Below are 23,544 nucleotides of genomic sequence, written 5' to 3' on the forward strand. Positions count from 1 at the left end.
GCTCCGCTATCACGACGTTCCGGCGCCTTGCGATGCACCGCACCAGGCGCCGCACCCTGACCGACCCTGATCCACCAGACACCCCCTAGCGGACGCGGCTGAACCGGAGCGGCAGCCGCCGCTCCGGTTTCTGCGTCGGAAGATAGGTGTCGTGCGCATCTCCGACCGAATGCGATTGGCTGGATTCCTCATCTGACGCGTGTTCGTATGTGGCCATACTCGGGCCTGGGCGATCCGTCCCGATCCCGCTGTCCGGAGGCCGCTGATGTCGCAGACCGGTGTTCCCGCAAGCACTGTGCTCCACGCCTGGCTGTCAGGCGCCGAAAGCGCGTACGGCCAGCTCAACCCCGCCGGTCCGCTGTATGTCGGTGGCGCCGCCGCCGAGGCCGCGCTCACCGACCCGAGTGATGCCCTCTACGGCTTCTGCTCCAGCCCGAGCGGTTCGCACGGGAGCTGGTGCTGCTGATCGTCGCAGCCGACCCGAGGGCCCTTCGTGGAACGACGTCCCGCGAAGGGCCCACTGCTTGGCCGGCCGCCCGCGTCGTGGGCTCCGGGCTCCTTCAGAGCGCCCCGAAGGGCGCGAACGCGCGCGGGGACGGGGACGGTTGACGGTGAGCGGATCACAGCCCGGAACGTCGCAGGAGACGGAACACTTCACCGGCCCCGTACGCGCCATCGCCCGCCCCTGGCGGGACGAGCTGGCCCGACGGCTCGCCGCGCCGGTCTCGCTGGGGCACGAGGAGAGGGACGTACTCCTTGAGGCGGGCCACCAGTCCTTGCTGCGCTCGCTGCACGCGAAGCTGTCCCGTCTGTTCCTGATGGAACTGCACGCGCTGCGCCTCGCCGGCACGGGAGCGGACGGCGCGTCCGCATCCGGTGCCGGGACGACGGCGTGGGACGCGTTCATCGAGCAGGCCGGCCAGGAGGGCTACCTCGACCGGCTGGTCGGCCGGTACCCGAACGTGGGCGCACGCGTCGCGTCCGTGGCGCGGCTCTCGGTGGCGGCCACGGCGGGCTTCGCCGAACGGCTGGCCGCGGACCGCGCCCTCCTGTCCCCGCTCCTGGGCGGGCCCGCGGGGGAGCTGCGCGCCGTCACGTTCGGGGCGGGCGACTCCCACCGGGGCGGACTGACGGTCAGCCGGGCCGACTTCGCCGGTGGGACCGTGATGTACAAGCCCCGGCCTTCGGAGGCCGACGTGGCGCTCGGCGCCCTCCTTGACGATCTGTTCGCGGACTTCCCCGGCGCTCCCGCACCCGGCCGACGCATCCGGGTACCCAGGACCCTGGCACGCGACGGCTACGGCTGGGCCGAGTTCATCCGGCACCGTTACTGCGCGGACGAGGACGAACTCGCCGTGTTCTACCGCAACATCGGACACTGGCTCGCGGTCCTGCGGTTCACCGGCGGCACGGACATGCATGCCGAGAACATGATCGCCGCAGGTCCGGTGCCGGTGATCGTGGACGCCGAGACGCTGTTCGACGCCCCCGCGCCGTTCCCGCCCAGCGGCCGGGGCGACGCGGTGGACGTGGCGGCGGCCGCCATCCGCCGCACCGTGCTGCGCACCGGACTGCTGCCCGTGCGCGGCACCGGCTTCGCGCTCGGTGGCGTCGACATCTCCGGGATCGGCGCCCTGCCCGGCCAGCAACCGCTGATCCCGCACCCCGTCATCGCGGGCGGCGGCACCGACTCGGCCCGCTTCGAGGTGGACCTGGTGGCCATGCCCGTCGCGGGCAACCACCCCGCCGCGACCCCGGTCCTGAGCGCGTACTGGGACCGGGTCCTTGCCGGGTTCCGCGAGATGACCGGGCACCTGCGCCGCCCCGGCACCGACCCGCACCGGCTGCTGCGCCGATTCGAGGGCGTACGGGCCCGGCGGATCCTGCGGCCCACGCAGGCCTACGTCGACATCGGCCGCATGCTGTGGCACCCGGCCTCGCTGCACGACGAGACGGCCGCGGTCGAACGCGCCCGGGACATCCTGCGGCGCAACGCCGACGTGCTGCCCGGCGCGCCCACCGACCGTGCGGCCATCGACGGCGAGATCGCGGACCTGCTGCTCGGCGACGTGCCGATGTTCGGCTTCACCGTGGACGCGGCGGCCGTGCGCGGCACCGTCGAGGACTGGCGCACCGCCGACCTCGCGCTGGAGGAGTCGGTGATCCAGGACGCGCTGGTGGGCGCGTATCTGAACGAGCGCTCGCTGCCCGCCCGGGTGCAGGCCGCCGCGGTCGCCCCGCACGCCCGCGACCGGGAGCGCCGCCGCCGTGAGCTGGCCGCGCAGATGGCGCGGCGGCTGTGCGAGGGGGCGGTGCGCGGCGAGGACGGCACGGTCACCTGGATCAGCCCGGTCTTCACCCCCGCCGGCTGGTCGATCAGGGTGCTGCCCGCCGACCTCTACACCGGCCAGGGCGGCGTGGCCCTCACGCTGGCCGAGTACGTCGTCGAGACGCGGGCCGGCCGGGCCGACGACGTGCCGGGCATGCGCGAAACGTTCGAGGGTGCCCTGCGCGTCCTGGTCGCCACCGAGGACAGGACGCCGACGCCGTCGGCCGGGGCGTTCAGCGGCGCCGCGTCCCAGGTGTGGACGTGGCTGGCCCTGCACCGGGTGCTGGGCGAGGACTGGATGCTGCGACGGGCCGCCGAACGGGCCGCGTTGCTCACGGGCGGCCCGCTGATCGAGGACGACGTCGAGGTGGACCTCCTCAACGGCGCGGCCGGGGCGGTCGTGCCCCTGCTCGACCTGGCGGCCGCGACCGGACAGGACCGCTGGCTGGGCGCAGCAGCCCACGTCGGGCGCCGCCTGGCCGGGCTCGCCGTGACCGACGCCGCCGGTGCCCGCTGGCCGACCCGCCTCAACCCGGAGGGCATCGGAGGCTTCGCGCACGGCGCCACGGGCATCGGCTGGGCGCTGGCCCGGCTCGCGCTCACGGACGCGGGCTCGGCGTCCGAACGCCGCGCCTGGGGCGGTCTCGCCGAACAAGCCTTCGCCTACCAGGACTCGCTCTACCGGCCCGAGGACGGCAACTGGCTCGATGTGCGCATCGGCGCGGAGGAGGACTTCTTCACCAGCTGGTGCCACGGCAGCGCGGGCGTCGGCATCGGCATGCTGGACCTGCACCGCCGCACCGATGACCCCGCGCACCTCGACATGGCCCGACGGGCCGCCCGCGCCTGTGCGGCCGAGGGCTTCGGCTGGAGCCACACCCTGTGCCACGGCGACCTGGGCCTCTGGGAGTTCCTGACGTCCATGGGGCACGGCGCCGCCGCCGGCCTGGACGGCGAGATCCTGACCGGCCTCGAACAGCGCGGCCCGGTCGGCGGCCTGGCCCGCGAGGCGTTCTCGCCGAGCCTCATGTCCGGCCTCGCGGGGGTCCTCCACACCCTTCTGCGCATGCACCCCGACGCCGATCTCCCCAACCCCCTCCTGCTCGACTGATCCCGTCCGGGCGTGCAGGCACACCCCGCGACAGCCGGCCGCCAGGACCGGTCCGGATGCCGCAGCCGCTGCGTACGGTGTGGACGTGGATGCCGATGCGAATGCCGATGCCGATGCGGATGCTGGGGACACGATGCGTGTGGTGACGCTCAACATCTGGGGGCGCGGCTCGGCCTGGCGCCGCCGGCTGCCCCTGGTCAGGGCCGAGCTCGAACGGCTCGGTCCCTGCCTCATCGGGTTGCAGGAGGTGTGGCGCAAGGGATCGAGGTGCCAGGCGGAGCAGATCGCGGACGCGCTGGGCTACCACGTGACGTACGCGCCGGCCTTCTCGCCGCGTCGCCGGGCCACCCAGGGCAACGCCCTGCTCAGCCGGACACCCGTCGAACGGTACGAGGTGCTGCCGCTGCCGACTCCCGGCGTCGAGCCCCGGTCGGTGCTGCGTGCCGACGTGGGGGTGACGACCGTGCTCGTCACCCACGTGACCTGGGAATGGGAGCACGCGCACATCAGGCAGCAGCAGATGCGCTTCCTCGCCGAACTCGCGGCTGCGAGCGCCGGGCGGGACGTCGTCGTCCTGGCCGATCTCAACGCGGCCCCGGACACCCCTGAGATCCAGTGGCTGACCGCCCGGCTGGAGGACGCGTGGGCCCGCTGCGGTTCCGGGCCGGGCCACACGTACACGCCGGCCAACCGCCTCGCGCGCCGGGCCCGCGAACCGGCCCGCCGCATCGACTTCGTTCTCACGGCCGGATTGAGGGCGGTGCGGGCCGAGTTGGCGTTCACCCGGCCGGCCGGCGCAGGGCCGCGGCCACTGTGGCCGTCCGACCACTTCGGCGTGGCCTGCGATCTCGCCACCGTTCGACGCCCGTCGTAGGACCGGTTCGCGGTCTTTCGGGCCCGATGGGGACTTTTCGCCGCCGCCGAGGGGTATCGCACCCTCCGTGAAGGACCGCCCGGAACGAGGAGATGCCGCGGATGCCCCGTCGAGCCCAGGTGGTCGCGCTGATCGCCGCTTCCCTGGCGACGGCCTCTGTACTGGCGCCCGTGCCGGCGTCCGCGGTCATCGGCGGGAAGACCAGCACCTATGCCCCGTGGGCCGTGCGCATCCTCGTCGACGGCACGCCGACGTGCACCGGGACGGCGGTCGCCCCGCGGTGGGTCATCAGCGCGTCGCACTGCTTCTTCGAGCAGGGCGAACCGGTCGCCGACCGGCGGATCACCATTCGGGTCGGCAGTCTCGACGAACGGAAGGGGACCACGGTCCGGCCGGTGCCGGGCGGACGGGTGGGGGCCGCCGACGCCGACATGATGCTCGTCGAGGTGCCCCCGATGAAGGTCCGCCCGGCCCCGTTGGCCACGGACGGTGCCCACCGCGGTCGGGCCGTGCGGCAGTACGGGTGGGGCGCCACCTGCACGGGGGACGAAAGCGCCTGCCAGTCGCCGGTGTTGAAGGAGGCGGAGCTACGCGTGGTACGGCCGGACGACACCCGCTGTGCGGGCTACACGGCCCCGGGCGGCTCGGACTTCTGCATGGAGAAGGTGTCCGGGATTCCGGCCGGGGGAGACTCCGGAGGCCCCGTGATGAGCATCGCCCCGCCGGGCGCGGAAACCCTCGTCGGTGTCTTCGACGGGTCCGACCGGGAAGCGATCGCCGAAGCGGGGGAGGTCTCCCAGCAGCTGGCGTGGATCCGCTCCGTCATCCGGCGCTGAGACGTCAGCTGCGGGCCGCCGCCGGGAACGCCCGGATCAACTCGCCCGACTGCCGACGCCGTACCAGCTCGCGGGCGAACCCACCAGCGGGCGGGGGCCGCTGCGCCGATGATGCTCGTGTACGGGTAGAACCGGCGGGTCCGCGTTTGGCCCCGGGCCGCAGGGGTTACCGGGATTGCATGCGATTCCTGTCAGCGAAGTCGGTGCCGGCCGGGGCGGGCTCCCCGGGACGAGGCGATGGGGTAGGGGGTGGTGTCAGGGCCGAGACCCTGCTCAAGGCCCTGGACGCGCTCGGTGAGGCCAAACGGTTGGACAAGATCACCGGCCCGTTGCAGAAAGCTGTCCGGGCGTTGCCCCTCGGGCCCTACCGCGGCGTGCTCCAGGGACGGCCGATCGGACATCCGCTGCACCCCGTGCTTGTGCAGGTGCCGATCGGGGCGTGGACGTCGGCGGCGGTGCTCGATCTGCTGCCCGGCGCGGGGCGCAACGCGCGGTTCCTGGTGGGCATGGGGGTCGTCTCGGCCGTGCCGGCCGCCTGGGCGGGATGGGTGGACTGGGCGGAGCAGCCCGAGCGACAGCTGCGTACCGGAGTCGTGCACGCGGCGTCGAACGGCGCGGCCATCGCTCTGTACGCCGGCTCCTGGGTGGTACGGGGCCGAGGCAGGCCGGTGCTCGGCCGGCTGCTCGGGTTCGCCGGGCTGACCATGGCCAGTGTCGGCGGAATGATCGGCGGCCACCTCGCCTACCGGCAGGCGGTGGGAGCCAACAAGACGGAGCCGGTCGACCACCTGGTGGAGCCGGGCTGGCACCCGGTGGGCAGCGCCGAGGACTTCCCCGCAGGACAGTCGGCCCGGCGGATGCTGGGCGAGGTGCCGCTGCTCGTGGTGCGGGAGGCGGACGGCGGATTCCACGTGCTGGTCGACCGGTGCAGTCACATGGCGGGGCCGCTCTCCGAGGGGAAGATCGCCGACGGATGCGTGGAATGTCCCTGGCACGGCAGTGTCTTCCGGTTGAGCGACGGCCGGAATGTGGGAGGCCCGGCCACGGCGCCCCAGCCCACCTTCGAGACCCGGCTGACGGGCAAGGGCGTCCTGGAGGTCCGGCTGCCGGGCGCCGTCTGAGCCTTCGGCGCCGGTGCGCCGGACCGCCTCGCACCCTTGGAGAACGCAGCAAACCGGCGCCCGGCGGCGGCCCGTCGAAAGCCCGGGCCGCCGCCGGACGCGAGGGCCGTCAGGAAGCCGGGGTCGGCTTCTCCGGGGCGAGCGAGTTGCCCGCGGGGATCCGGCCGCAGTCGGAGGGCGCGGGCCTGCCGGCGAAGCGGTCGTTGAGCCAGCTCAGGGCGGCCGGAGCCCAGGGCACAGTGGCGCCCACGTGGCTGAGCAGGCCGTACTGCTCGAACTTGATCGATGTGTTGCCGGTGGCGCAGTACTGGCGGGCCAGTGAGCGCACGTCGCCCGCGACCATGACCCCGTCACCGGTCTTGATCCCCGGCAGGTTGCTGAAGGTGCCTTCCAGCACGCCGCCGTTGCCCTGGGCGATGAAGCCGGGCACGGTCGGAGTGGCGGCCGAGCCGAGGTTCAGCTTGTTGACGGCCTTGACGAACTCGGGCACGGAGTTCGGGTCGGCGTACTGCGGCTTCGCCAACTTCTTCCAGGTCAGACCGGGATACTGACCCAGGGCGTTGACGATCGACCCGTTTTCGAGCTTCTTGTACACCTCCAGGCCGTAGCTGTTCATGTACGGCTTGAGGTCGATGCCGAACGAGCGGGACGTGCCGATGAGTGCCATGGGGATGACACCGGCCCACACGAGGCTGCCGTCGACGTACTTGAGGTTGTGCGCCGGGTCCACCAGCAGCCCGCCCTCGGTGAAGCCCACCAGGTTCCGGTTGACCTCCGGCGCGTAGCTCGGTGCGAGGGTCGCCGCCCACTGGGTGGCGATGGCCCCGCCCGAGTACCCGATCAGACCGAACCGGGTGTCGGCGTTCATGCCGGTCTCCGGGGATCTGCCGACGGCGCGGAGGGAGTCCAGGGTGGTGGTGCCGTACTCGGGGCCGGCCGCGAAGTCGGCGCTCTGTCCCTCGGTGTCGGGCACCACGACGTCATAGCCCTGGAGCAGGAACGGGACCAGGACGAGGGATTCGGCGTTGGGAATGACACCGCCGAGGCTGACGCCACCCGCGATCGCCCGGGACGGGCTGTCCGCGGGGTTGAGGGAGTCGTAGGCCGACTGGTAGGACACCGCCTTGCTGCCGTCTCCGCCGGGGCTGCGCACCACGGAGGTCACACCGACGGACGGGTGGCCCTGCGCGTCCGTGGTGCGGTACAGCAGCTGAACTGCCTTGACCGGCGTGGGGATTCCGAGCACGTGGTACTGGATCGTGCGCGTCTTGAGGACCGTTCCGGGCGCGAACGACGACAGCGGCTCGCTGCCGTCGTAGGAGTAGAACGTGTCGCTCGTCGCGCTCTTGGCCGCCGTGGAGGAGGCGGTCGGGGCGGACGGAAGGGATGGGGCGGCTGCGGCGGTTGCCGCCGGGGCGGCGACGACGGTCAGGACCGTGGCGACCGCGGTTGCCAGACGGCGTGCGGGGGTTGTGTACATGGATCCCTCGGCTCGCTAGGTAAAACACGGGGATGGCGGCACAAGTGTTACTAGAGGTAACTGGCCTGTAAGTTACCAAGAGGTAAGTCCGTTGCCCAGAGATCCGACGCGAAGTTCGTGGCGCAAAAACAGACAAGGCCGCACTCGATCGAGTGCGGCCCCGGGCCTCCGGCATCCCGCCGGGTGCGCTGCATGCCTCAAAGGGGTGTGCGCTGCATGCCCCGAAGTGGGCTGCGCTGCATGCCCGAAAAGGGACGGGCGGGTCCTTGCTGTCAGTTGCCCGGCGCGCCGCTCGGCGGCCCGTCGGGCTGTTCCAGATCCTTGCGGTACACGGCGATGGTGGTCACGATGAGCCCCCCGTCGACCTGCCAGCGTCCGTCGAAGCCGGACAGCCTGGTGTGGCCCACCTCGGGTCCCGGGACCAGCAGCCGGGCGTGGAACGTCCCAGCCTCGGGATCGATCCGCAGCGTCGCCTGATCGAAGTCCAACCAGAGGCCGGTGAGCGGGAACCACGCCTTGTAGACGCTCTCCTTCGCACTGAAGACGAGCCGGTCCCAGCTCACCTCGGGGCGCAGCGCGCCCAGTTCACGTACATGCGTCCGCTCCCGCCCGAACAGGACCGTCTCCAGGACGTCCTGGTTCGGCAGCGCGAGGTTCGGCTCCGCGTCGATGCCGACCGTCACCAGGTCGGCCGCGTGCGCCATCGCCGCGGCCCGGTAGCCCCGGCAGTGCGTCATGCTGCCGACCACGCCCGTCGGCCACCGTGGGGCGCCGCGCACCCCGGGCAGGATCGGTGCCGGGTCGTGGCCCAGCCGGCCCAGCGCGGTGCGGGCGAGGGCGCGTACCGTCGTGAACTCCCGCTGCCGCTCCGGGACCGCACGCTCGACCAACGCGGCTTCCTCGGGGAACAGTTCGGGCGCCACCGCCGGGTCGCCGAAGGCTTCGGCGGTGACGACGGGGGCGGGCAGCAGAGCGCCGATCATGCGGCGGCCCCCCGGACGGGCCGCGGGCGCCGGGCGCCGCAGGCGAAGAGTCCGGCCGGCATCAGCTGCTCAGGGACACGATGTGGTCCCGTACCGCCTCGGTCACGGCGGCGGCGTGGGAGTTGAGGTAGAAGTGGCCGCCCGCGTAGGTGCGCAGCTCGAACGACGCGGTCGTGCGCTCCGCCCAGGCACGGGTCTCCGCCACCGTCGCCATGGGGTCGCTCTCGCCGAGCAGCGCGAGGATCGGGCACGTCAGGGAAGGACCGGGCCGGTAGCGGTACGTCTCCACCGCCCTGTAGTCGGCACGGATCACCGGCAGGAACAGCGCCCGCAGTTCGGGGTCCTCGAACACCCGCGGATCGCTGCCGCCCAGCCGCTCCATCTCGGCGACGAACCCCTCGTCGTCGCGCTGGTGCACGTTCTCCTGACGCACGCTGGTGGGCGCGCGGCGGCCGGAGACGATCACGGAGAGCGGAGCCGCGCCGTCCGCCGTGAGCAGCCGGGCCACCTCGAAGGCGACCATGGCGCCCATGCTGTGGCCGAGCAGCGTCAGCGGACGGTCCGCCCAGGGGCGCAGCGCCGCGGTGGCGTGCCGCGCCAGCTCCTCGACCGAGGCCACCGGGGGTTCGGTCCTGCGGTCCTGACGGCCCGGGTACTGGACCGCGAGCACGTCGATCCCGGGCGACAGCATCGCGGAGACCGGGTGGAAATAGCTCGCCGCGCCGCCCGCGTGCGGAAAGCAGACGAGCCGGTTCTCGGCGTCGGGAGCCGGGTGGAAGCGCTGGATCCAATCGCTCTTCGCCTGCGTGCTGCTCGTCAACTCACTTGCCCCTCATGTGTGTACGGCCTACCGGCGAAGGCTCTCACCGGGCCCGCGCCCGGCCAACCCCTACCCGGCCCCACCAGACACCCCCTAGGGGGTGTCCGGCGGACCGGACGCCGCGCCCTGACCGACCCTGACCCACCAGACACCCCCAGGGTTGCCCGCAACGAAGTGAGGTCCCACCGCCCTGGGGGCGGTGGGACCTGGCCGGACAGTCGTACGGGGGATGGACTTCCGGCCCTTCGGGGTGGCTTCGAGGTGTTACGCGGCGGCGGTCGCCGCTTCCACCGGACGGATCCTGGTGGCCCGCCAGGCCGGCAGCAGGGTCGCCGCGAAGGTGATCACCACCGCGCCGGCCACGACCGCCAGGTAGATCCACACCGGTACGGAGGGGATCAGCCGGTCCAGCTTGGCGACGCTGTAGGGGAAGAGGGTGACCGCGGCGGCGACGGTGCCGAGCAGCACACCCACGACGGCCGTCAGGACACTCTCCACGCTCATCATCGTCATGACCTGCCGCCGTGTGAAGCCGGTCAGCTGCTGGAGACCGAACTCCCTGCGGCGCCGGCCGGTGGCCGCGATCAGCGTGTTCACCACGGAGATCGCGGTGTACCCGACGATCATGCCGACCACCAGGTAGTTGATGGTGGCCAGTTGCTGCTGGCCCTCGGTGCGCCCGGCGACCAGCGCCGCGCTGTCGGAGACCTCGACTCCCGGCTGGTCCTTGACCGCCGCGGTGACCGCGGCGGTCACATCGGCGCCGTTCGCCCCGGCGGCGTGGTGCACCAGGATCTGGCTCGCCGCGCCGTCGGTGGTGTGGGCGGCCAGCAGCGACGCGGGCAGGAGCAGCGCCGTCGTCTCGCCCTGCGCCCGGTAGGTGGCCACGACCTTCAGCTTGACCGGGGTGCCGTCCCCGAGCCGCAGGGTCATGGAGGTGCCGATCCCGCTGCCCAGGGTGGAGGCGTACTCGACGGGCAGCGCGACGCTGTCCCCACGCAGATCGTCGAGCGAACCGGTCGCGGCCTTCACCGAGAGGTTCCCGGCACCGCTGACGGCCTGGAGCGGGCGCCCGTCACTGGTCTGTTCGCTGTCCTCGGGGTTCTGCACGAACCCGGTGCTTGTCACATAGTCCGAGGCGGCGTCGACTCCCGGAACCTGCCGCACCCGGTCGAGCGTGCCGGGGGCCAGCGGACCGGTCTTGGACGTCAGGACGTCGTCCGCCCGCAGGATGCCGGTGTGTGCGGAGCGGTTGGAGGCGTCCTCGATCTGCTGCATGTACAAGGTGCCCGTGGCGATGCCGGTCAACAGGATGATCGGCGTGATGGTGGCGGCCATCCGGATCCTGTGCGCCCGGGAGTTGAGCACCGCCAGCTGTCCCGGAAGCCCGGCGAGGGCGCGCAGCGGGCCCTGGAGCAGCGCCACGACGGGCCTGGTGAAACCGGGGGCGAGCAGGGCCAGGCCGATCGCCCACATGATGCAGGCCGGTCCCGCCGTACTGGCCGTCAGGTCGCCCTTCATCATCGTCATGGTCATCGCGGCCATGCCCGCGCCGCCGACCAGGAAGAGCACGGACAGGACGATGCGGGTACGGGTCAGCCAGCGCCCCTCCATGGAGCTCTCCGCCAGCGCCTCGGTGGCCCGCGTCTTGGCGATCTTCCGGGCGGTGATGTACGCGGCGCCCACGCCGGCCAGCAGCGAGGCGAGCACGGCCACCACGGCCGGCGCCACGCTCAGCCGGAACTCGACGGCCCCTGAGACCATTCCGGCGGAGACCAGCTTGTCGAAGATCAACTCGCTGAGCAGCGCGCCCGGCAGGCAGCCGAGTACCGAGGCGACGATCGCCACGAACAGCGTCTCACCGAGGATCATGCGACGCAGCTGCCGCGGAGTGGTGCCGATCGCCTTCATCAGAGCCATCTCGCGGTGGCGCTGCTGAAGGGTGAGACCCAGCGTGGAGGACGCCCCGAACATGGCGACCAGGATCGCCCAGCCGCCGAAGATCGCGGACAGCGTGATGAGGCTCTTCTGACTGGCGGCGGCCTGCGGGAACTCCGCGAGCCCGCGGTTGTCGCCGCTCAGCACGACGGCCGTGCCGCCGCCCAGGGCCTGCTCGATCCTGACGCCGAGGTCCGCGGTGTTGTTGCCGGCCTTCGGCAGGACACCGATCGCGTCCGCCGCGCCGGGCCGGCCGCTCAGCTCGCCGGCCCGCTTGTCGGTGAAGAACACCGCGGGCTGCGACGCCGTACGGCCGCCGTCCTGCTTGACGATTCCGCTCAGCCGGAACTCCTGCGAGCGGCCGGCGGCCACGATCTGGACGCGGTCGCCGACGGAGGCGCCCGCCTCCCCGGCCAGTTCGGTGTCGAGCACCACATCACCGGCCGCGCCGGGCAGGGACCCCGACGTGAGGGTGTAGGGGGCCAGTTGCGCGGAGCCCCAGCCGTGGCCGAGCGGGCGGTGCTCGGTGGCCGTCGCGCTGTCGGACAGATCGGTCACCGGACGGCCGTCGTGTACGACCGCGACCGGGAAGGAGACGTCGGCGATCGCCTTGTCGACCCCGGGCACGGCGGCCACGGCGCGTACTTGCTTCGCGTCGAGCCGGACCCGCTCGGCCAGTTGGGCGTCGTCGTACTTCTGGTCGCCGGCCACCACCAGGGGGGCCGCGGCGAGCCGCTGGGGCGGCACCGCGTCGCGTACGCCGCTCTCCATGAGACCGCCGCAGGCCATGATGAGGGCCGCGCCGAAGAAGATGGCGATGAAGGTGGCCACGAATCCGCCCTTGCGGAAGCGCAGCGTGCTCAGAGCCAAGGACCACATCAGTACGTGCCTCCGGCCGAGTTGGGCATCTGACGGCCGTACGCCACGGGCTCTTCGTCCGCCCAGGCGCCCAGGCGGGTCATCCGCTCCGCGACCACCTCCGCCGTCGGGTTGTAGATGTCGCCCACGAACCGGCCGTCGGCGAGGAACACCACCCGGTCCGCGTACGAGGCGGCCACCGGGTCGTGGGTGACCATCACGATGGTCTGCCCCAGCGCCCGTACCGACTCCTGCATCAGCCGCAGCACCTCACGGGCGGTACGGGTGTCCAGCGCGCCGGTCGGCTCGTCCGCGAAGACCACCGCGGGGCTGGTGACCAGGGCGCGGGCGATCGCCACGCGCTGCTGCTGGCCACCGGACAGTTCGGCGGGACGGCTCCCCGTGCGGTCGCCGAGCCCCACCCGCTTGATCACCTCGGTCACCCGGGCACGATCGGGCCGCCGGCCGGCGAGCTTCAGCGGAAGTGTGACGTTCTGCAGCACCGTGAGGGCCGGCAGCAGATTGAACGACTGGAAGATGAACCCGATGCGCTCGCGCCGCATCTTGGTCAGCGTGGTCTCGTCGTAGCCACTCAGATCCTCGCCGTCCAGCAGGACCGTGCCGGACGTCGGCCGGTCGAGTCCTGCCGCGCAGTGCAGGAAGGTGCTCTTGCCCGAACCGGACGGACCCATCACGGCGGTGAAGCTGCCGCGCTGGAAACTCAGACTGACGCCGTCCAGCGCGGTCACCGAGTTGGCGCCCTCGCCATAAACCTTGCGAACCGCGTTCAGCCGTACTGTGTCGTCGACTGCGGTGGTGTCCATTCGAAGCTCCCTGTACCTGTCGCGTGGTGGACGCGATCACAACAACCACGCTACGGACGGGAGTCGGGACGGCCGATGGGTCTGTCTCCACAACGGGGGTAGAGAAAACTCCACCCCCGGCCTGGGTCCTTCCCCACTGCTTCCACCAGGGTTCACACGCGATCCTGAAAACGACGTGACACTGGGCACGGACGCATGAGACCGCCCGGTCATCTCCCGCGCGTGCTGCATCATGAGGCTCGCGGGAGGGGTGCGCTTCCGGGGCCATAGGAGGTTGGAGCAGTTGTACAAGGTTTGGGCCGTACGGTTACCGGCGTCGCTGCGCGGCCTGGCGGACCGGCTGCGCTGGTGCACACGGGGCCTGGTGGTCGCGGTGCTCTCCCAGGTCGGCAGCGTCGCCCTGTTCACCGTCACCCTCGTGACGCTCGCGTCCATGGTCGTCGGAGTGGGCTTCCTCATCCTCCCGGTCGTCATGATCGCCGTACGCGGACTGGCCAACTTCCACCGGCGGACCGCCGAGGAATGGGCCGGCGTGCACATCGAGACCCCCTACCGCTCCACCGACCTGGACGACCCCTACGACACGGCCGGGTCCGTCACACACTGCCGCCAGCTGCTGTCCGACCCCGCCACCTGGCGCGACTTCCTGTGGACCATGCTCGACGGCCTGGTGGGGCTGGTCCTTGGACTACTGCCCGTCTCGTTCGTCGCCTACGGCCTCAACGGCATCTTCGTCACCCCGCTGCTCTGGAAGAGCATGGGCCCGCACTGGGGTTTCGGGGCCACCTGGTTCATCACCGACCAGAGCGCGGCCAACCTCGCCATCCCGCAGGGCATCCTGTTCGTGGCGCTCGGCCTGCTGATCGCACCGGCCCTCGGCCGGCTGCACATCCGCTTCAACCGGCTGCTGCTCGCCCCCACCCGCAACGCCCTGCTCGCCCTGCGGGTGGAACGGCTGACCGAGACGCGCTCGGAGACGGTCGAGTCCCAGGCCGCCGAACTGCGCAGGATCGAACGGGACCTGCACGACGGCGCACAGGCCCGCCTGGTGTCGCTCGGCATGAGCCTGGGACTGGCCGACACCCTGCTGGAAACCAACCCTGCCATGGTGCGCAAGCTCCTGGCCGACGCCATGGAGTCCAGCAGCCAGGCCCTGACCGAACTGCGTGACCTGGTGCGCGGCATCCACCCGCCCGTACTGGCCGAACGCGGACTCGACGGCGCCGTGAGGGCCCTGGCGGTGGGCCTCGCCGTGCCCGTCGAGGTACAGATCGACCTGCCGTCCCGCCCCCACCTGCCCGTCGAGTCGGCCGTGTACTTCGTGATCGCCGAAGCACTCGCCAACATCACCAAGCACAGCGGCGCCAGCCGCGCCAGAGTCCGCCTGTGGTACGCCGGAGGCAGGCTCCGGGCACAGGTCCACGACGACGGGCGCGGCGGCGCCGACGCCGAGGGCGGCAGCGGACTGCGCGGCCTGCAACGCCGCCTCGCGGCCTTCGACGGCGAACTCGACATCAACAGCCCCGTCGGCGGGCCGACCCTAGTGACGATGGAGCTCCCGTGCGCGTTGTGATCGCCGAGGACCTGGCCCTGCTGCGGGAAGGGCTGGTACAGCTGCTCACGGCACACGACTTCGAAGTGATCGAAGCGGTGGACAACGGGCCGGCCATGCTGCGCGCCCTCCTCGAACACCGCCCCGACGTGGCCATCGTCGACGTACGACTGCCACCCACCTTCACCGACGAAGGCCTACAGGCCGCCGTCCAGGCCCGCGCCCACGTGCCGGGGCTGCCCATTCTGGTGCTGTCCCAGCACGTCGAGCAGATGTACGCGCGCGAGCTGCTGTCCGACCAGAACGGCGGCGTCGGCTATCTGCTCAAGGACCGCGTCTTCGACGTGCGCCGCTTCATCGACATGGTCCGCCAGGTCGCCGCGGGCGGAACCGTCATGGACCCCAAGGTGGTATCCGAACTGATGATCAAGCACGACACCGAGACCAGCCCCGTGCACACCCTGACCGAACGGGAACGCGAAGTGCTCGGCCTGATGGCCGAGGGACGCTCCAACGCGGCGGTCGCCGCCAAGATGTTCGTCTCGGAGAAAGCGGTCAGCAAGCACACCAACAGCATCTTCACGAAGCTGGGCCTCGCCGCGTCGGGGGACGACAACCGGCGCGTACTCGCCGTACTCGCCTACCTCAACGCGTAGGCGCCAAACCAGGCAGCGAAGCAGGAGCCGAACACGCCATGAGCAACGCCGGTGAAGCGCCGATACAGCCGACCACCAAGGCCGGACGCAAACAGTGGACAGGCCTCGCCGTCCTCATCCTCCCCGTCCTGCTGGTCTCCCTCGACATGCAAGTGCTGTCCTACGCACTGCCGTTCATCAGCGGCGAACTGCGCCCCAGCAGCGCGCAACTCCTCTGGATCGTCAACATCTACCCGTTCGTCCTCGCCGGACTGCTCCTGACGATGGGCTCGCTGGGCGACCGCATCGGCCGCAGACGGCTGCTGATGCTCGGCGCGGTCGTCTTCGGACTGGCCTCGGTGATGGCCTGCCTGGCCACCGGGCCCGCCCTGCTCATCGCGACGCGAGCCCTGCTCGGACTCGGCGGCGCGACCCTGATGCCCTCCACCCTCTCCCTGATCCGCAGCATGTTCAGCGACGACGGACAGCGCAGGATCGCCATCGCCGTGTGGACCGGCGCGTTCGCCGCCGGCGCCATCCTCGGCCCGCTCCTCGGCGGCGTACTCCTGGAACACTTCTGGTGGGGATCGGTCTTCCTGGTCAACCTGCCGGTCATGGCGCTGCTGCTCATCCTGGCGCCGCCGCTGCTCCCGGAGTCCAAAGCAGAAAAGCCCGGCAGGTTCGACCTGCTCAGCGCCGCACTCTCACTGGCCGCGGTACTGCCCGCCGTCTACGGCATCCAGCGGATGGCCGAGGACGGAGTGAGCGCGCTGCCCGTCGTCGTGTTCCTCGCCGGACTGGGCATCGGCTGGTACTTCCTGCGCCGCCAACGGAGCCTGACGGAACCCCTCCTGGACGTCACGCTCTTTCGGGACCGGGTGTTCAGCGCGTCCGTCGCGACCAGTGTGCTCGCGATCTTCTCCCTCGTCGGATCGGGCCTCTTCACCTCCCAGTATCTCCAAATGGTGCTCGGCTACGGGCCGTTGAAGGCCGGACTCTGGGCGCTGCCCGCCGCGGGCGCCGCGCTGATCAGCTCGGCGGCGGCCCCGCTGCTCGCACGGTTCATCCGCCCCGGGGTGGTCGTCACCGGCGGCCTGGTCGTCGCGGCCGCCGGATACGGGGTGCTCTCCCAGCTCCACGCCGGCTCGGGCGTCGGTGTGCTCGCCCTCGGCACGGTCGTCATGGCCAGCGGTATCACGCTCGTCATGACCATCACGTCCGACCTGGTCATCGCCTCGGCACCGGCCGACCGGGCGGGGTCGGTCTCCGGACTGTCCCAGACCGCAACGGAGTTCGGCGGAGCCTTCGGCGTCGCCATCCTGGGCAGCATCGGCACGGCCGTGTACCGCTACGACGTGGCGCGGCAGGTCCCGGCCGGGCTGTCGCACGAGGCGGTCGGTTCCGCGAAGGACACTCTCGGCGGCGCGCTGGAGACCGCACGGCATCTGCCGGCCCGGAGCGGTGCGCACCTGGTCGACGCCGCGCGGGAAGCCTTCGCGCACGGGCTGCGTGTCGCCTCCTGGACGGCGGCCGGCCTGCTGCTCGCGATGGCCGTGACGTCCATGGTCCTGCTGCGGCACGCACGGCCCGCGGCCCCCGGGACGGCGGCCGATGAGGAACCGGAAGCGACCGGGGCGGGTGCCGGGGTGGGCGGCCCCTCCTCGACGGAACGCGGCCGGGCCTGAAGCCGGAGAAGGCCGGCCACCGATGGAGGCTGGTGGCCGGCCTTCAGAAAAGCCGGGGCTTCCCGCGTTCCCTGGGCTTCAAGGTCCAGGCGTTCGACGGTTCAGGCGGCGGTTCCTGCCCACCGCCCGTCCGCCATCGAGGACTTGGCCGCCGTCAGTCGGCGTCCAGCTCGCTGTCGAGCATGTCGAACAACTCGTCCGCGGAGACCGACTCAAGCGCCGCCCGGTCGTCGGCGAGCGACCCCGCGTCCGACCCGGCAGGCCGGTGGACCTCGCTCCACTGCGCGGTCAGCGCCCGCAGCCGCGCCGCGACCCTCGCGTGGTCCGCCTCATCGGGCACGACACCGCTCAACGCGGCCTCCAGAGCCGCGAGTTCGGCCTCAAGCGACGGCCCCGCGGTGACACCGTCGTCCACCAGCTCGGCCCGCAGATGACGGGCCGCGGCCAGCGGGGTCGGGTGATCGTAGATCAGCGTGGAAGGAAGCCGGAGCCCACTCGCGCTGCCCAGCCGGTTACGCAGCTCAAGCGCGGTCAGCGAGTCGAAGCCCAGCTCCACGAAACCACGCAGCGGATCCACGGCCCTACCCCCCGCATGACCAAGAACCTCGGCCGTGTGACGGCGTACCAAGCGCAGCAGCGTACGCTCCTGCTCCTCGGCCGACAGCGCCCTCAACTCGTCCGCCAGCGCCGCGCCCCGCGGCCCGGAACCCCCCGCGTCACCGCCGCTCTCCACGGCCCGGCGCGACGAGGCCCGCACCAGACCCCGCAGCATCGCGGGCACCCCGCCGACCCCGGCGCCGGTCCGGGCGCGGGCGAGGTCCAGCGCCATCGGCAGCAGTACCGCGTGGCCGGGCGTGCCCTTTTCCGGAGTGGCAGTGGCTGTGGCCTGGACGAGGGTCGTGCGGGCGAGCGCGGCATCGAATTGGGCCAGGCCCTCTTCCACGGACAGCGCGCCCATGCCCGACCGGGCCATCCGTCGGAGATCGGCGTCGTCGAGCCCGTCACCCATCCCCGTCTCCGCCTTCCACAGGCCCCACGCCAGTGAGAGACCGGCGAGTCCCTGGGCCCTGCGGTGCTGGGCCAGCGCGTCCAAGAAGGCGTTCGCCGCGGCGTAGTTGGACTGCCCGGCCGCGCCGAGTGTGCCGGCCGCAGAGGAGAACAGCACGAACGCCGTCAGAGGCGCGTCTGCGGTCAGCCGATGAAGGTTGAGCGCCGCATCCACCTTGGGACGCAGCACGGCCTCGAACCGCTCCGGCGTCATCGAGGCCAGCGTCGCATCGTCCAGTACGCCTGCCGCGTGCACGACACCGGTCAGCGGACGGTCGTCCGGAACCCGCGCGAGGACAGCGGCCAGCTCGGCCTCGTCCGCCGCGTCGCAGGCCACGATGTCGACGCTCGCGCCCAGATCCGCCAACTGGGCAGCCAGCTTGTCGGCCCCCTCGGCAGCAGGACCGCGACGGCTGAGCAGCAGCAGATGGCGTACGCCGTGCGCCGTGACGAGGTGGCGGGCCAGCGCACTGCCCAGACCACCCGTGCCCCCGGTGACCAACACTGTCCCACCGGCGCCGAGTTGACCACCCTGCCCGGCGATCTCGTCGCCGAGGCCGGTTGAGTTGTCACCGACGGAATCCTGGGCGGCCGCGACCCGAGCGAGCCGGGGAACGAACGCCGCGCCACCACGCAGGGCGATCTCAGGTTCGTCGGCTGTCGCCGCGGCTGTCGCCGCGGCTGTCGCCGCGGCTGTCGCCGGCAGGGCCAGCTGAGACTCGGGGGCGCCGTCCACGTCCATCAACGCCACCCGTCCGGGGTGCTCCTCGCGCACCGCGCGCACCATGCCCCACACGGCCGACCCCGCCAGATCGAGCACGTCCTCGTACTGCTCTCCTGGCCGGGAAGCGGCGACGGCGCGCCGGGTGACGACGACGAACCGGGTCGCTGCGAACCGCTCGTCCGCCAGCCACCGCTGGAGCAGGGACAGCACGCGCCAGGCGGAACTCCGTACCGTCGCGGCGGTCGAGGCCGTTCCGGCGTCGGGCTCATCGTCGACCCGCATCATGACCACGCCGGGGACATCGGCCGGAATCAGCTCCTCGGGCTCCGCACCGGACGTACGGACGGTCAGGATTTCCTCGCTCCGGCCGGTCGCCGTGGCGGGCAGCGGAGCCGGCACCCAGTCGACACCGAACAACGGCAGATCGCCGCCTTGGGCGCTCGCGGCGCCGGCCAACTGGTCCGCGCTGAGAGCACGCAGTACGAGCGAGCGTACGGAGGCCACCGGCACGCCCTGCGGGTCGGCCACGGCGACGGACAGGGTGTTCTCGGCGGGACGGGTGATGCGTACCCGCAACCGGGTGGCGCCGGTCGCGTGGAGGGTCACACCCTGCCAGGCGAACGGGAGCAGAAGGCCCGACTGCTCGGTCCCGGTCTCGTCACTGCCCAGGTCGGCGGCGTGGAGTGCGGCGTCGAGGAGGGCGGGGTGGAGTGTGAAGGTGGCGACGTCGTGATGGGCCCCCGGGGGGAGGGTGACGTCGGCATAGATGGCGTCGTTGTGGCGCCAAGCGGCCGTGAGGCCCTGGAAGGTGGGCCCGTACTGGTAGCCCTGGGAGGCGAGGTCTTCGTACGTGGTGGTGAGGGCGATGGGTTGGGCGCCGGGGGGCGGCCAGGTGGTGAGGTCGGGGGTGAGGTCAAGTTCGGCGGGGGTGACGGGGGGTTGGGGCGTGAGGGTGCCTTGGGCGTGTTGGGTCCAAGGGGCGTGGGCGGGGTCGGTTTGTTTGGTGTCGGGGCGTGAGTGGATGGTGACGTTGCGGTGGTGGGTGGTGGGGTCGGGGGCGCCGATGGCGACTTGGAGGTGGAGGGGCTGATCGTGGGGGAGGGCGAGGGGTGCCTGGAGGGTGAGTTCTTCGAGGTGGGTGGTGTCGGTGTGGTCGCCGGCGTGGAGAGCCAGCTCGACGAGGGCGGTGCCGGGCAGCAGGGTGGTGCCCATGATGGTGTGGTCGGTGAGCCAGGGGTGAGTTCGGGTACTGATGCGTCCGGTGAGGATGAGCTCGTCGGACGCGGCGTGGTGGAGCAGGGCGCCGAGGAGCGGGTGATGGGCGGGTGTCTGGCCGAGGGTGGTGACGTCGCCGGTGCTGGGTGCGGATTCGAGCCAATAGCGCTGGCGTTGGAAGGGGTAGGTGGGGAGGTCGACGGGTCGGGTCGGGCCGTTGGTGGGGTGGAGTGCGGGCCAGTTGACGGTGTGGCCGGTGGTCCACAGGCGGGCGAGTGCGGTGAGGGTTTCGTTCTGTTCGGGCCGGTTGCGGCGCAGGAGGGGAATGAACGTGGCGGTCGTGTCGTCAGCGAGGGCTGCTGGGGCCATGGCCGTCAGGACCGCATCGGGGCCGATCTCCAAGAAGGTGGTGACACCTTCTGCGGCGAGCGCCTGAACACCATCCGCGAAACGCACTGCCTCACGTACGTGGGTGACCCAGTAGGCGGGGTTGGTGAGTTCGCCGGGTGCGGCAGTGCGGCCGGTCACGTTGGAGATGATGGGGATGGTGGGTTCGCTGAAGGTGAGACCGGACAGGACAGCCCCGAACTCTTCCAGCATCAGATCCATCAACGGCGAGTGGAAGGCGTGGGAGACGGTGAGGCGGGAGGCCTTGCCACCCTGGGCCTTGACCGCCTTCACGACCTTCTCCACGGAGGGTGCCGCACCCGAAACGACCACCGCCCGGGGCCCGTTGACGGCGGCGATCGCCGCGTCCTCGACCCCCTCCAGCAGCACGCGTATCTCGTCCTCGGTGGCCTGCACGGCTGCCATCACGCCGCCATCCGGCAGGGCCTGCATCAGCCGGCCACGCGCGGCGACCAGAGCGCAGGCGTCGGCCAGGGAGAACACACCCGCCGCATGAGCGGCGCTGATCTCACCGATGGAATGTCCCGCCAGCAGGTCGGGACGTATCCCGAAGGCATCGGTGAACCGGAACAGCGCAGTCTCGACAGCGAAGAGGGCGGGCTGTGCGTACTCGGTACGGTCCAGCCATGCGGCCTCAGCCGAACCGGCCTCCGCGAACAGCACCTCCTTCAGTGGGTGGTCGAGGAGGGGGTCGAGGTGTGCGCACACCTCGTCCAGTGCTGCTGCGAACGCCGGGAAGGCGGCGGCGAGTTGGTGTCCCATGCCGGGTTGTTGGGCGCCTTGGCCGGTGAAGAGGAGGGCGGTTTTGCCGTGGGTGCGGGCGGTGGCGTGGGTGGTGTGGGGGGTGGGGGTGTCGTGGGTGAGTGCGTGCAGGGCGGTGCGGAGCTGGGTGGGGTCGGTGGCGGTGATGGCGGCGCGGTGGTCGTGGTGGGCGCGGGTGGTGGCCAGGGCGTAGCCGATGTCGGCGGGTGTGGGTGGGGTGGGGTGGTCCAGGAGGGGCAGGAGGCGGGCTGCCTGGTCGCGCAGGGCTGCGGGGGTGGCGCCGGACAGGGGCCAGAGCACCGGGCCGAAGGCGGCGGTCTCCGGCTGTTCCGGGTTCTCCTTCACGGCGGTCACGGGGGCCGGTTCCGGTGCCTGCTCAAGGATCACGTGGGCGTTCGTCCCACTGATCCCGAACGACGACACACCCGCTCGGCGCGGCACCTCGTCTGCCCAGGGCACCGCTTCCGTCAGGAGCTCCACCCGCCCCGCCGACCAGTCCACATGGGGGGTCGGCTCGTCCACGTGCAGGGTCTTGGGCAGTACGCCGTGACGCATGGCCATGACCATTTTGATCACTCCGGCCACACCGGCGGCTGCTTGTGTGTGCCCCAGGTTGGACTTCACTGATCCGAGCCACAGGGGGTGTTCGGTGGGGCGGTTTTGGCCGTAGGTGGCGAGGAGTGCTTGTGCTTCGATGGGGTCGCCGAGGACGGTGCCTGTGCCGTGTGCTTCGACGGCGTGGATGTCGGTGGGGTTGAGTCCTGCGTTGGTGAGGGCTTGGTTGATGACGCGTTGTTGTGAGGGTCCGTTGGGGGCGGTGAGGCCGTTGCTTGCGCCGTCCTGGTTGACGGCGGAGCCGCGTACGACGGCGAGGATGGGGTGGCCGTTGCGCTGCGCGTCCGACAGCCGCTCCACCAGCAGGACGCCGACGCCCTCGGAGAGACTGGTGCCGTCCGCCGTTCCGGCAAATGCTTTCGTCCTGCCGTCGGGTGCCAGGTTCCGTGCCCTGCTGAAGTCGATGAACGTCTCCGGCGTGAACATCACCGAGACGCCGCCCGCGAGGGCGAGCGAGCATTCGCCGTTGCGCAGCGCCTGTACCGCGAGGTGCAGTGCGACCAGGGATGAGGAGCAGGCGGTGTCGACGGTGACTGCGGGGCCTTCGAGGCCGAGGGTGTAGGAGACGCGGCCGGATGCGACGCTGCCGAGGCTGCCGTTGCCGAGGTAGGTGTCGACGCCTTCGGGGAGGGGGGAGTTGCCGAGGCGGGTGGCGTAGTCGTGGTACATGATGCCGGCGAAGACGCCGGTGCGGCTGCCGCGGAGTGTGTGGGGGTTGATGCCGGCGCGTTCGAGTGCTTCCCAGGATGTTTCGAGGAGAAGGCGTTGCTGGGGGTCGGTGGCGAGTGCTTCGCGGGGGGAGATGCCGAAGAAGTCGGCGTCGAAGTCGGCCGCGTCGTGCAGGAACCCACCCTCGCGCGAGTGGCTGGTGTTCGGCCGCTGCCCGCTGGTGTCGCAGATCTCCTCGATGTCCCAGCCGCGGTCCGCGGGGAACGCCGAGATGCCGTCACCGCCTTCGGCCAGCAACTCCCACAATTTTTCAGGAGAGTTGACGCCGCCGGGGAAGCGGCAGCTCATGCCGACGATCGCGATGGGCTCGTCGTGGGACGCGCGCGCCGTGACCGAGTCCACGCCCTGGGGTTCGTCCGCGCCGACCAGTTCGGTACGCAGGTACTCCGCGAGCGCGAGCGGCGTGGGATGGTCGAAGACCAGGGTGACCGGCAGCCGGATCCCCACTGCTGCGCCCAGGCGGTTGCGCAGGGCCACGGCGGCGAGGGAGTCGAAGCCCAGTTCCTTGAACGCGCGGTCCGGGGCGACCGCGTCGCCGCCCTCGTGGCCGAGGATGCCGGCGACCTGGGTACGTACCAGATCCAGCAGCAGACGCTCGCGTTCGGGCACGGTCATACGGAGCAGCCGGTGGGCCAGTGTGTCGCCGTCGTCCGTCGCCGCGGCCGCGACGGAGCGGCGGCTCACGGGGCGTACCAGAGTGCTCAGCAGCGGCGGCGTACCGCCCGGGCGGGCACGCAGCGCCTTGAGGTCCAGGCGGATCGGCAGCAGGACGGGGGTCGCGCCGGACACGGCCGTGTCGAAGAGCGCGAGGCCTTCGTCGTCGGACAGGCCTCGTACACCGGACTTCGCCATCTGTTCGACGTCTGCCGCGGACAGATGGGTGGTCATGCCGGTGTGCTGGGACCAGAGTCCCCAGGCGAGGGAGTGTGCGGGTTGGTTGTGGGTGTGGCGGTGGGTGGCGAGGGCGTCGAGGAAGGCGTTGGCGGCGGCGTAGTTGG

At 71.5% G+C, this 23,544-nt stretch carries 14 protein-coding genes; 8 read left to right on the forward strand and 6 right to left on the reverse strand.

All coding sequences use genetic code 11. From position 1 onward, the window contains the following. Nucleotides 1-265 precede the first annotated feature (265 nt). The 5 genes from ACGFW5_RS34460 to ACGFW5_RS34480 all read left to right on the forward strand — a co-directional run bounded on the left by ACGFW5_RS34460 (nt 266) and on the right by ACGFW5_RS34480 (nt 6,271). On the forward strand, nt 266-466 hold the full coding sequence (locus tag ACGFW5_RS34460) for a DUF6229 family protein (RefSeq protein ID WP_393838291.1): 201 nt from the start codon (nt 266-268) through the stop codon (nt 464-466). Between the two features lie 145 nt (nt 467-611). Then, the gene (locus ACGFW5_RS34465; protein ID WP_393838292.1) at nt 612-3,440 is read left to right on the forward strand and encodes a type 2 lanthipeptide synthetase LanM family protein; all 2,829 of its coding nucleotides are present in this window, start codon (nt 612-614) and stop codon (nt 3,438-3,440) included. 85 nt (nt 3,441-3,525) lie between these two features. After that, nucleotides 3,526-4,314 (forward strand): endonuclease/exonuclease/phosphatase family protein, encoded by a 789-nt coding sequence (locus ACGFW5_RS34470; protein WP_393838293.1) that lies wholly within the window; start codon nt 3,526-3,528, stop codon nt 4,312-4,314. 101 nt (nt 4,315-4,415) lie between these two features. Next, on the forward strand, nt 4,416-5,150 hold the full coding sequence (locus tag ACGFW5_RS34475) for a S1 family peptidase (RefSeq protein ID WP_393838294.1): 735 nt from the start codon (nt 4,416-4,418) through the stop codon (nt 5,148-5,150). Nucleotides 5,151-5,329: 179 nt separating this feature from the next. Next, a complete protein-coding gene (locus ACGFW5_RS34480; RefSeq protein WP_393838295.1) occupies nt 5,330-6,271 on the forward strand; it encodes a Rieske 2Fe-2S domain-containing protein in 942 nt (313 codons plus the stop codon). Nucleotides 6,272-6,380: 109 nt separating this feature from the next. Here ACGFW5_RS34480 and ACGFW5_RS34485 read toward each other — a convergent pair whose 3' ends face one another. From ACGFW5_RS34485 to ACGFW5_RS34505, 5 genes are all read right to left on the reverse strand, one after another. Further along, nucleotides 6,381-7,751, reverse strand: coding sequence for a lipase family protein (locus tag ACGFW5_RS34485; protein WP_393838296.1), 1,371 nt, complete (start codon nt 7,749-7,751; stop codon nt 6,381-6,383). A gap of 272 nt (nt 7,752-8,023) precedes the next feature. After that, on the reverse strand, nt 8,024-8,734 hold the full coding sequence (locus ACGFW5_RS34490) for a 4'-phosphopantetheinyl transferase (RefSeq protein ID WP_393838297.1): 711 nt from the start codon (nt 8,732-8,734) through the stop codon (nt 8,024-8,026). A gap of 61 nt (nt 8,735-8,795) precedes the next feature. Further along, nucleotides 8,796-9,554, reverse strand: a complete 759-nt coding sequence (locus ACGFW5_RS34495) for a thioesterase II family protein (RefSeq protein WP_393838298.1) — start codon at nt 9,552-9,554, stop codon at nt 8,796-8,798. Between the two features lie 264 nt (nt 9,555-9,818). Next, nucleotides 9,819-12,362: an FtsX-like permease family protein gene (locus ACGFW5_RS34500; RefSeq protein ID WP_393838299.1), complete on the reverse strand. Its 2,544-nt coding sequence runs from the start codon at nt 12,360-12,362 to the stop codon at nt 9,819-9,821. 8 nt (nt 12,363-12,370) lie between these two features. Further along, nucleotides 12,371-13,174, reverse strand: coding sequence for an ABC transporter ATP-binding protein (locus ACGFW5_RS34505; protein WP_393838300.1), 804 nt, complete (start codon nt 13,172-13,174; stop codon nt 12,371-12,373). Nucleotides 13,175-13,457: 283 nt separating this feature from the next. On the opposite strand from ACGFW5_RS34505, the gene ACGFW5_RS34510 reads away from it, so the two are divergent. The 3 genes from ACGFW5_RS34510 to ACGFW5_RS34520 are packed head-to-tail and all read left to right on the forward strand — an operon-like array spanning nt 13,458 to nt 17,046. Beyond that, nucleotides 13,458-14,747: a sensor histidine kinase gene (locus ACGFW5_RS34510; RefSeq protein ID WP_393838301.1), complete on the forward strand. Its 1,290-nt coding sequence runs from the start codon at nt 13,458-13,460 to the stop codon at nt 14,745-14,747. After that, on the forward strand, nt 14,735-15,382 hold the full coding sequence (locus ACGFW5_RS34515) for a response regulator (RefSeq protein ID WP_393838302.1): 648 nt from the start codon (nt 14,735-14,737) through the stop codon (nt 15,380-15,382). Before ACGFW5_RS34510 ends, ACGFW5_RS34515 begins: the two co-directional genes overlap by 13 nt. A 38-nt stretch (nt 15,383-15,420) precedes the next feature. Continuing rightward, the gene (locus tag ACGFW5_RS34520) at nt 15,421-17,046 is read left to right on the forward strand and encodes an MFS transporter (protein ID WP_393838303.1); all 1,626 of its coding nucleotides are present in this window, start codon (nt 15,421-15,423) and stop codon (nt 17,044-17,046) included. Between the two features lie 154 nt (nt 17,047-17,200). Here ACGFW5_RS34520 and ACGFW5_RS34525 read toward each other — a convergent pair. Beyond that, nucleotides 17,201-23,544: SDR family NAD(P)-dependent oxidoreductase (locus ACGFW5_RS34525; protein WP_393838304.1), on the reverse strand; the 6,344-nt coding region annotated here is incomplete at its 5' end.

Source organism: Streptomyces sp. NPDC048416 (genome assembly GCF_043200435.1).
In the GTDB taxonomy this organism is placed as follows: Bacteria; Actinomycetota; Actinomycetes; order Streptomycetales; family Streptomycetaceae; genus Streptomyces.

Coding starts and splice junctions, on each gene's coding strand:
- ACGFW5_RS34460 (WP_393838291.1), top strand. CDS start 266: ATGTCGCAGACCGGTGTTCCCGCAAGCACTGTGCTCCACGCCTGGCTG.
- ACGFW5_RS34475 (WP_393838294.1), top strand. CDS start 4,416: ATGCCCCGTCGAGCCCAGGTGGTCGCGCTGATCGCCGCTTCCCTGGCG.
- ACGFW5_RS34480 (WP_393838295.1), top strand. CDS start 5,330: ATGCGATTCCTGTCAGCGAAGTCGGTGCCGGCCGGGGCGGGCTCCCCG.
- ACGFW5_RS34485 (WP_393838296.1), bottom strand. CDS start 7,751: ATGTACACAACCCCCGCACGCCGTCTGGCAACCGCGGTCGCCACGGTC.
- ACGFW5_RS34490 (WP_393838297.1), bottom strand. CDS start 8,734: ATGATCGGCGCTCTGCTGCCCGCCCCCGTCGTCACCGCCGAAGCCTTC.
- ACGFW5_RS34505 (WP_393838300.1), bottom strand. CDS start 13,174: ATGGACACCACCGCAGTCGACGACACAGTACGGCTGAACGCGGTTCGC.
- ACGFW5_RS34520 (WP_393838303.1), top strand. CDS start 15,421: ATGAGCAACGCCGGTGAAGCGCCGATACAGCCGACCACCAAGGCCGGA.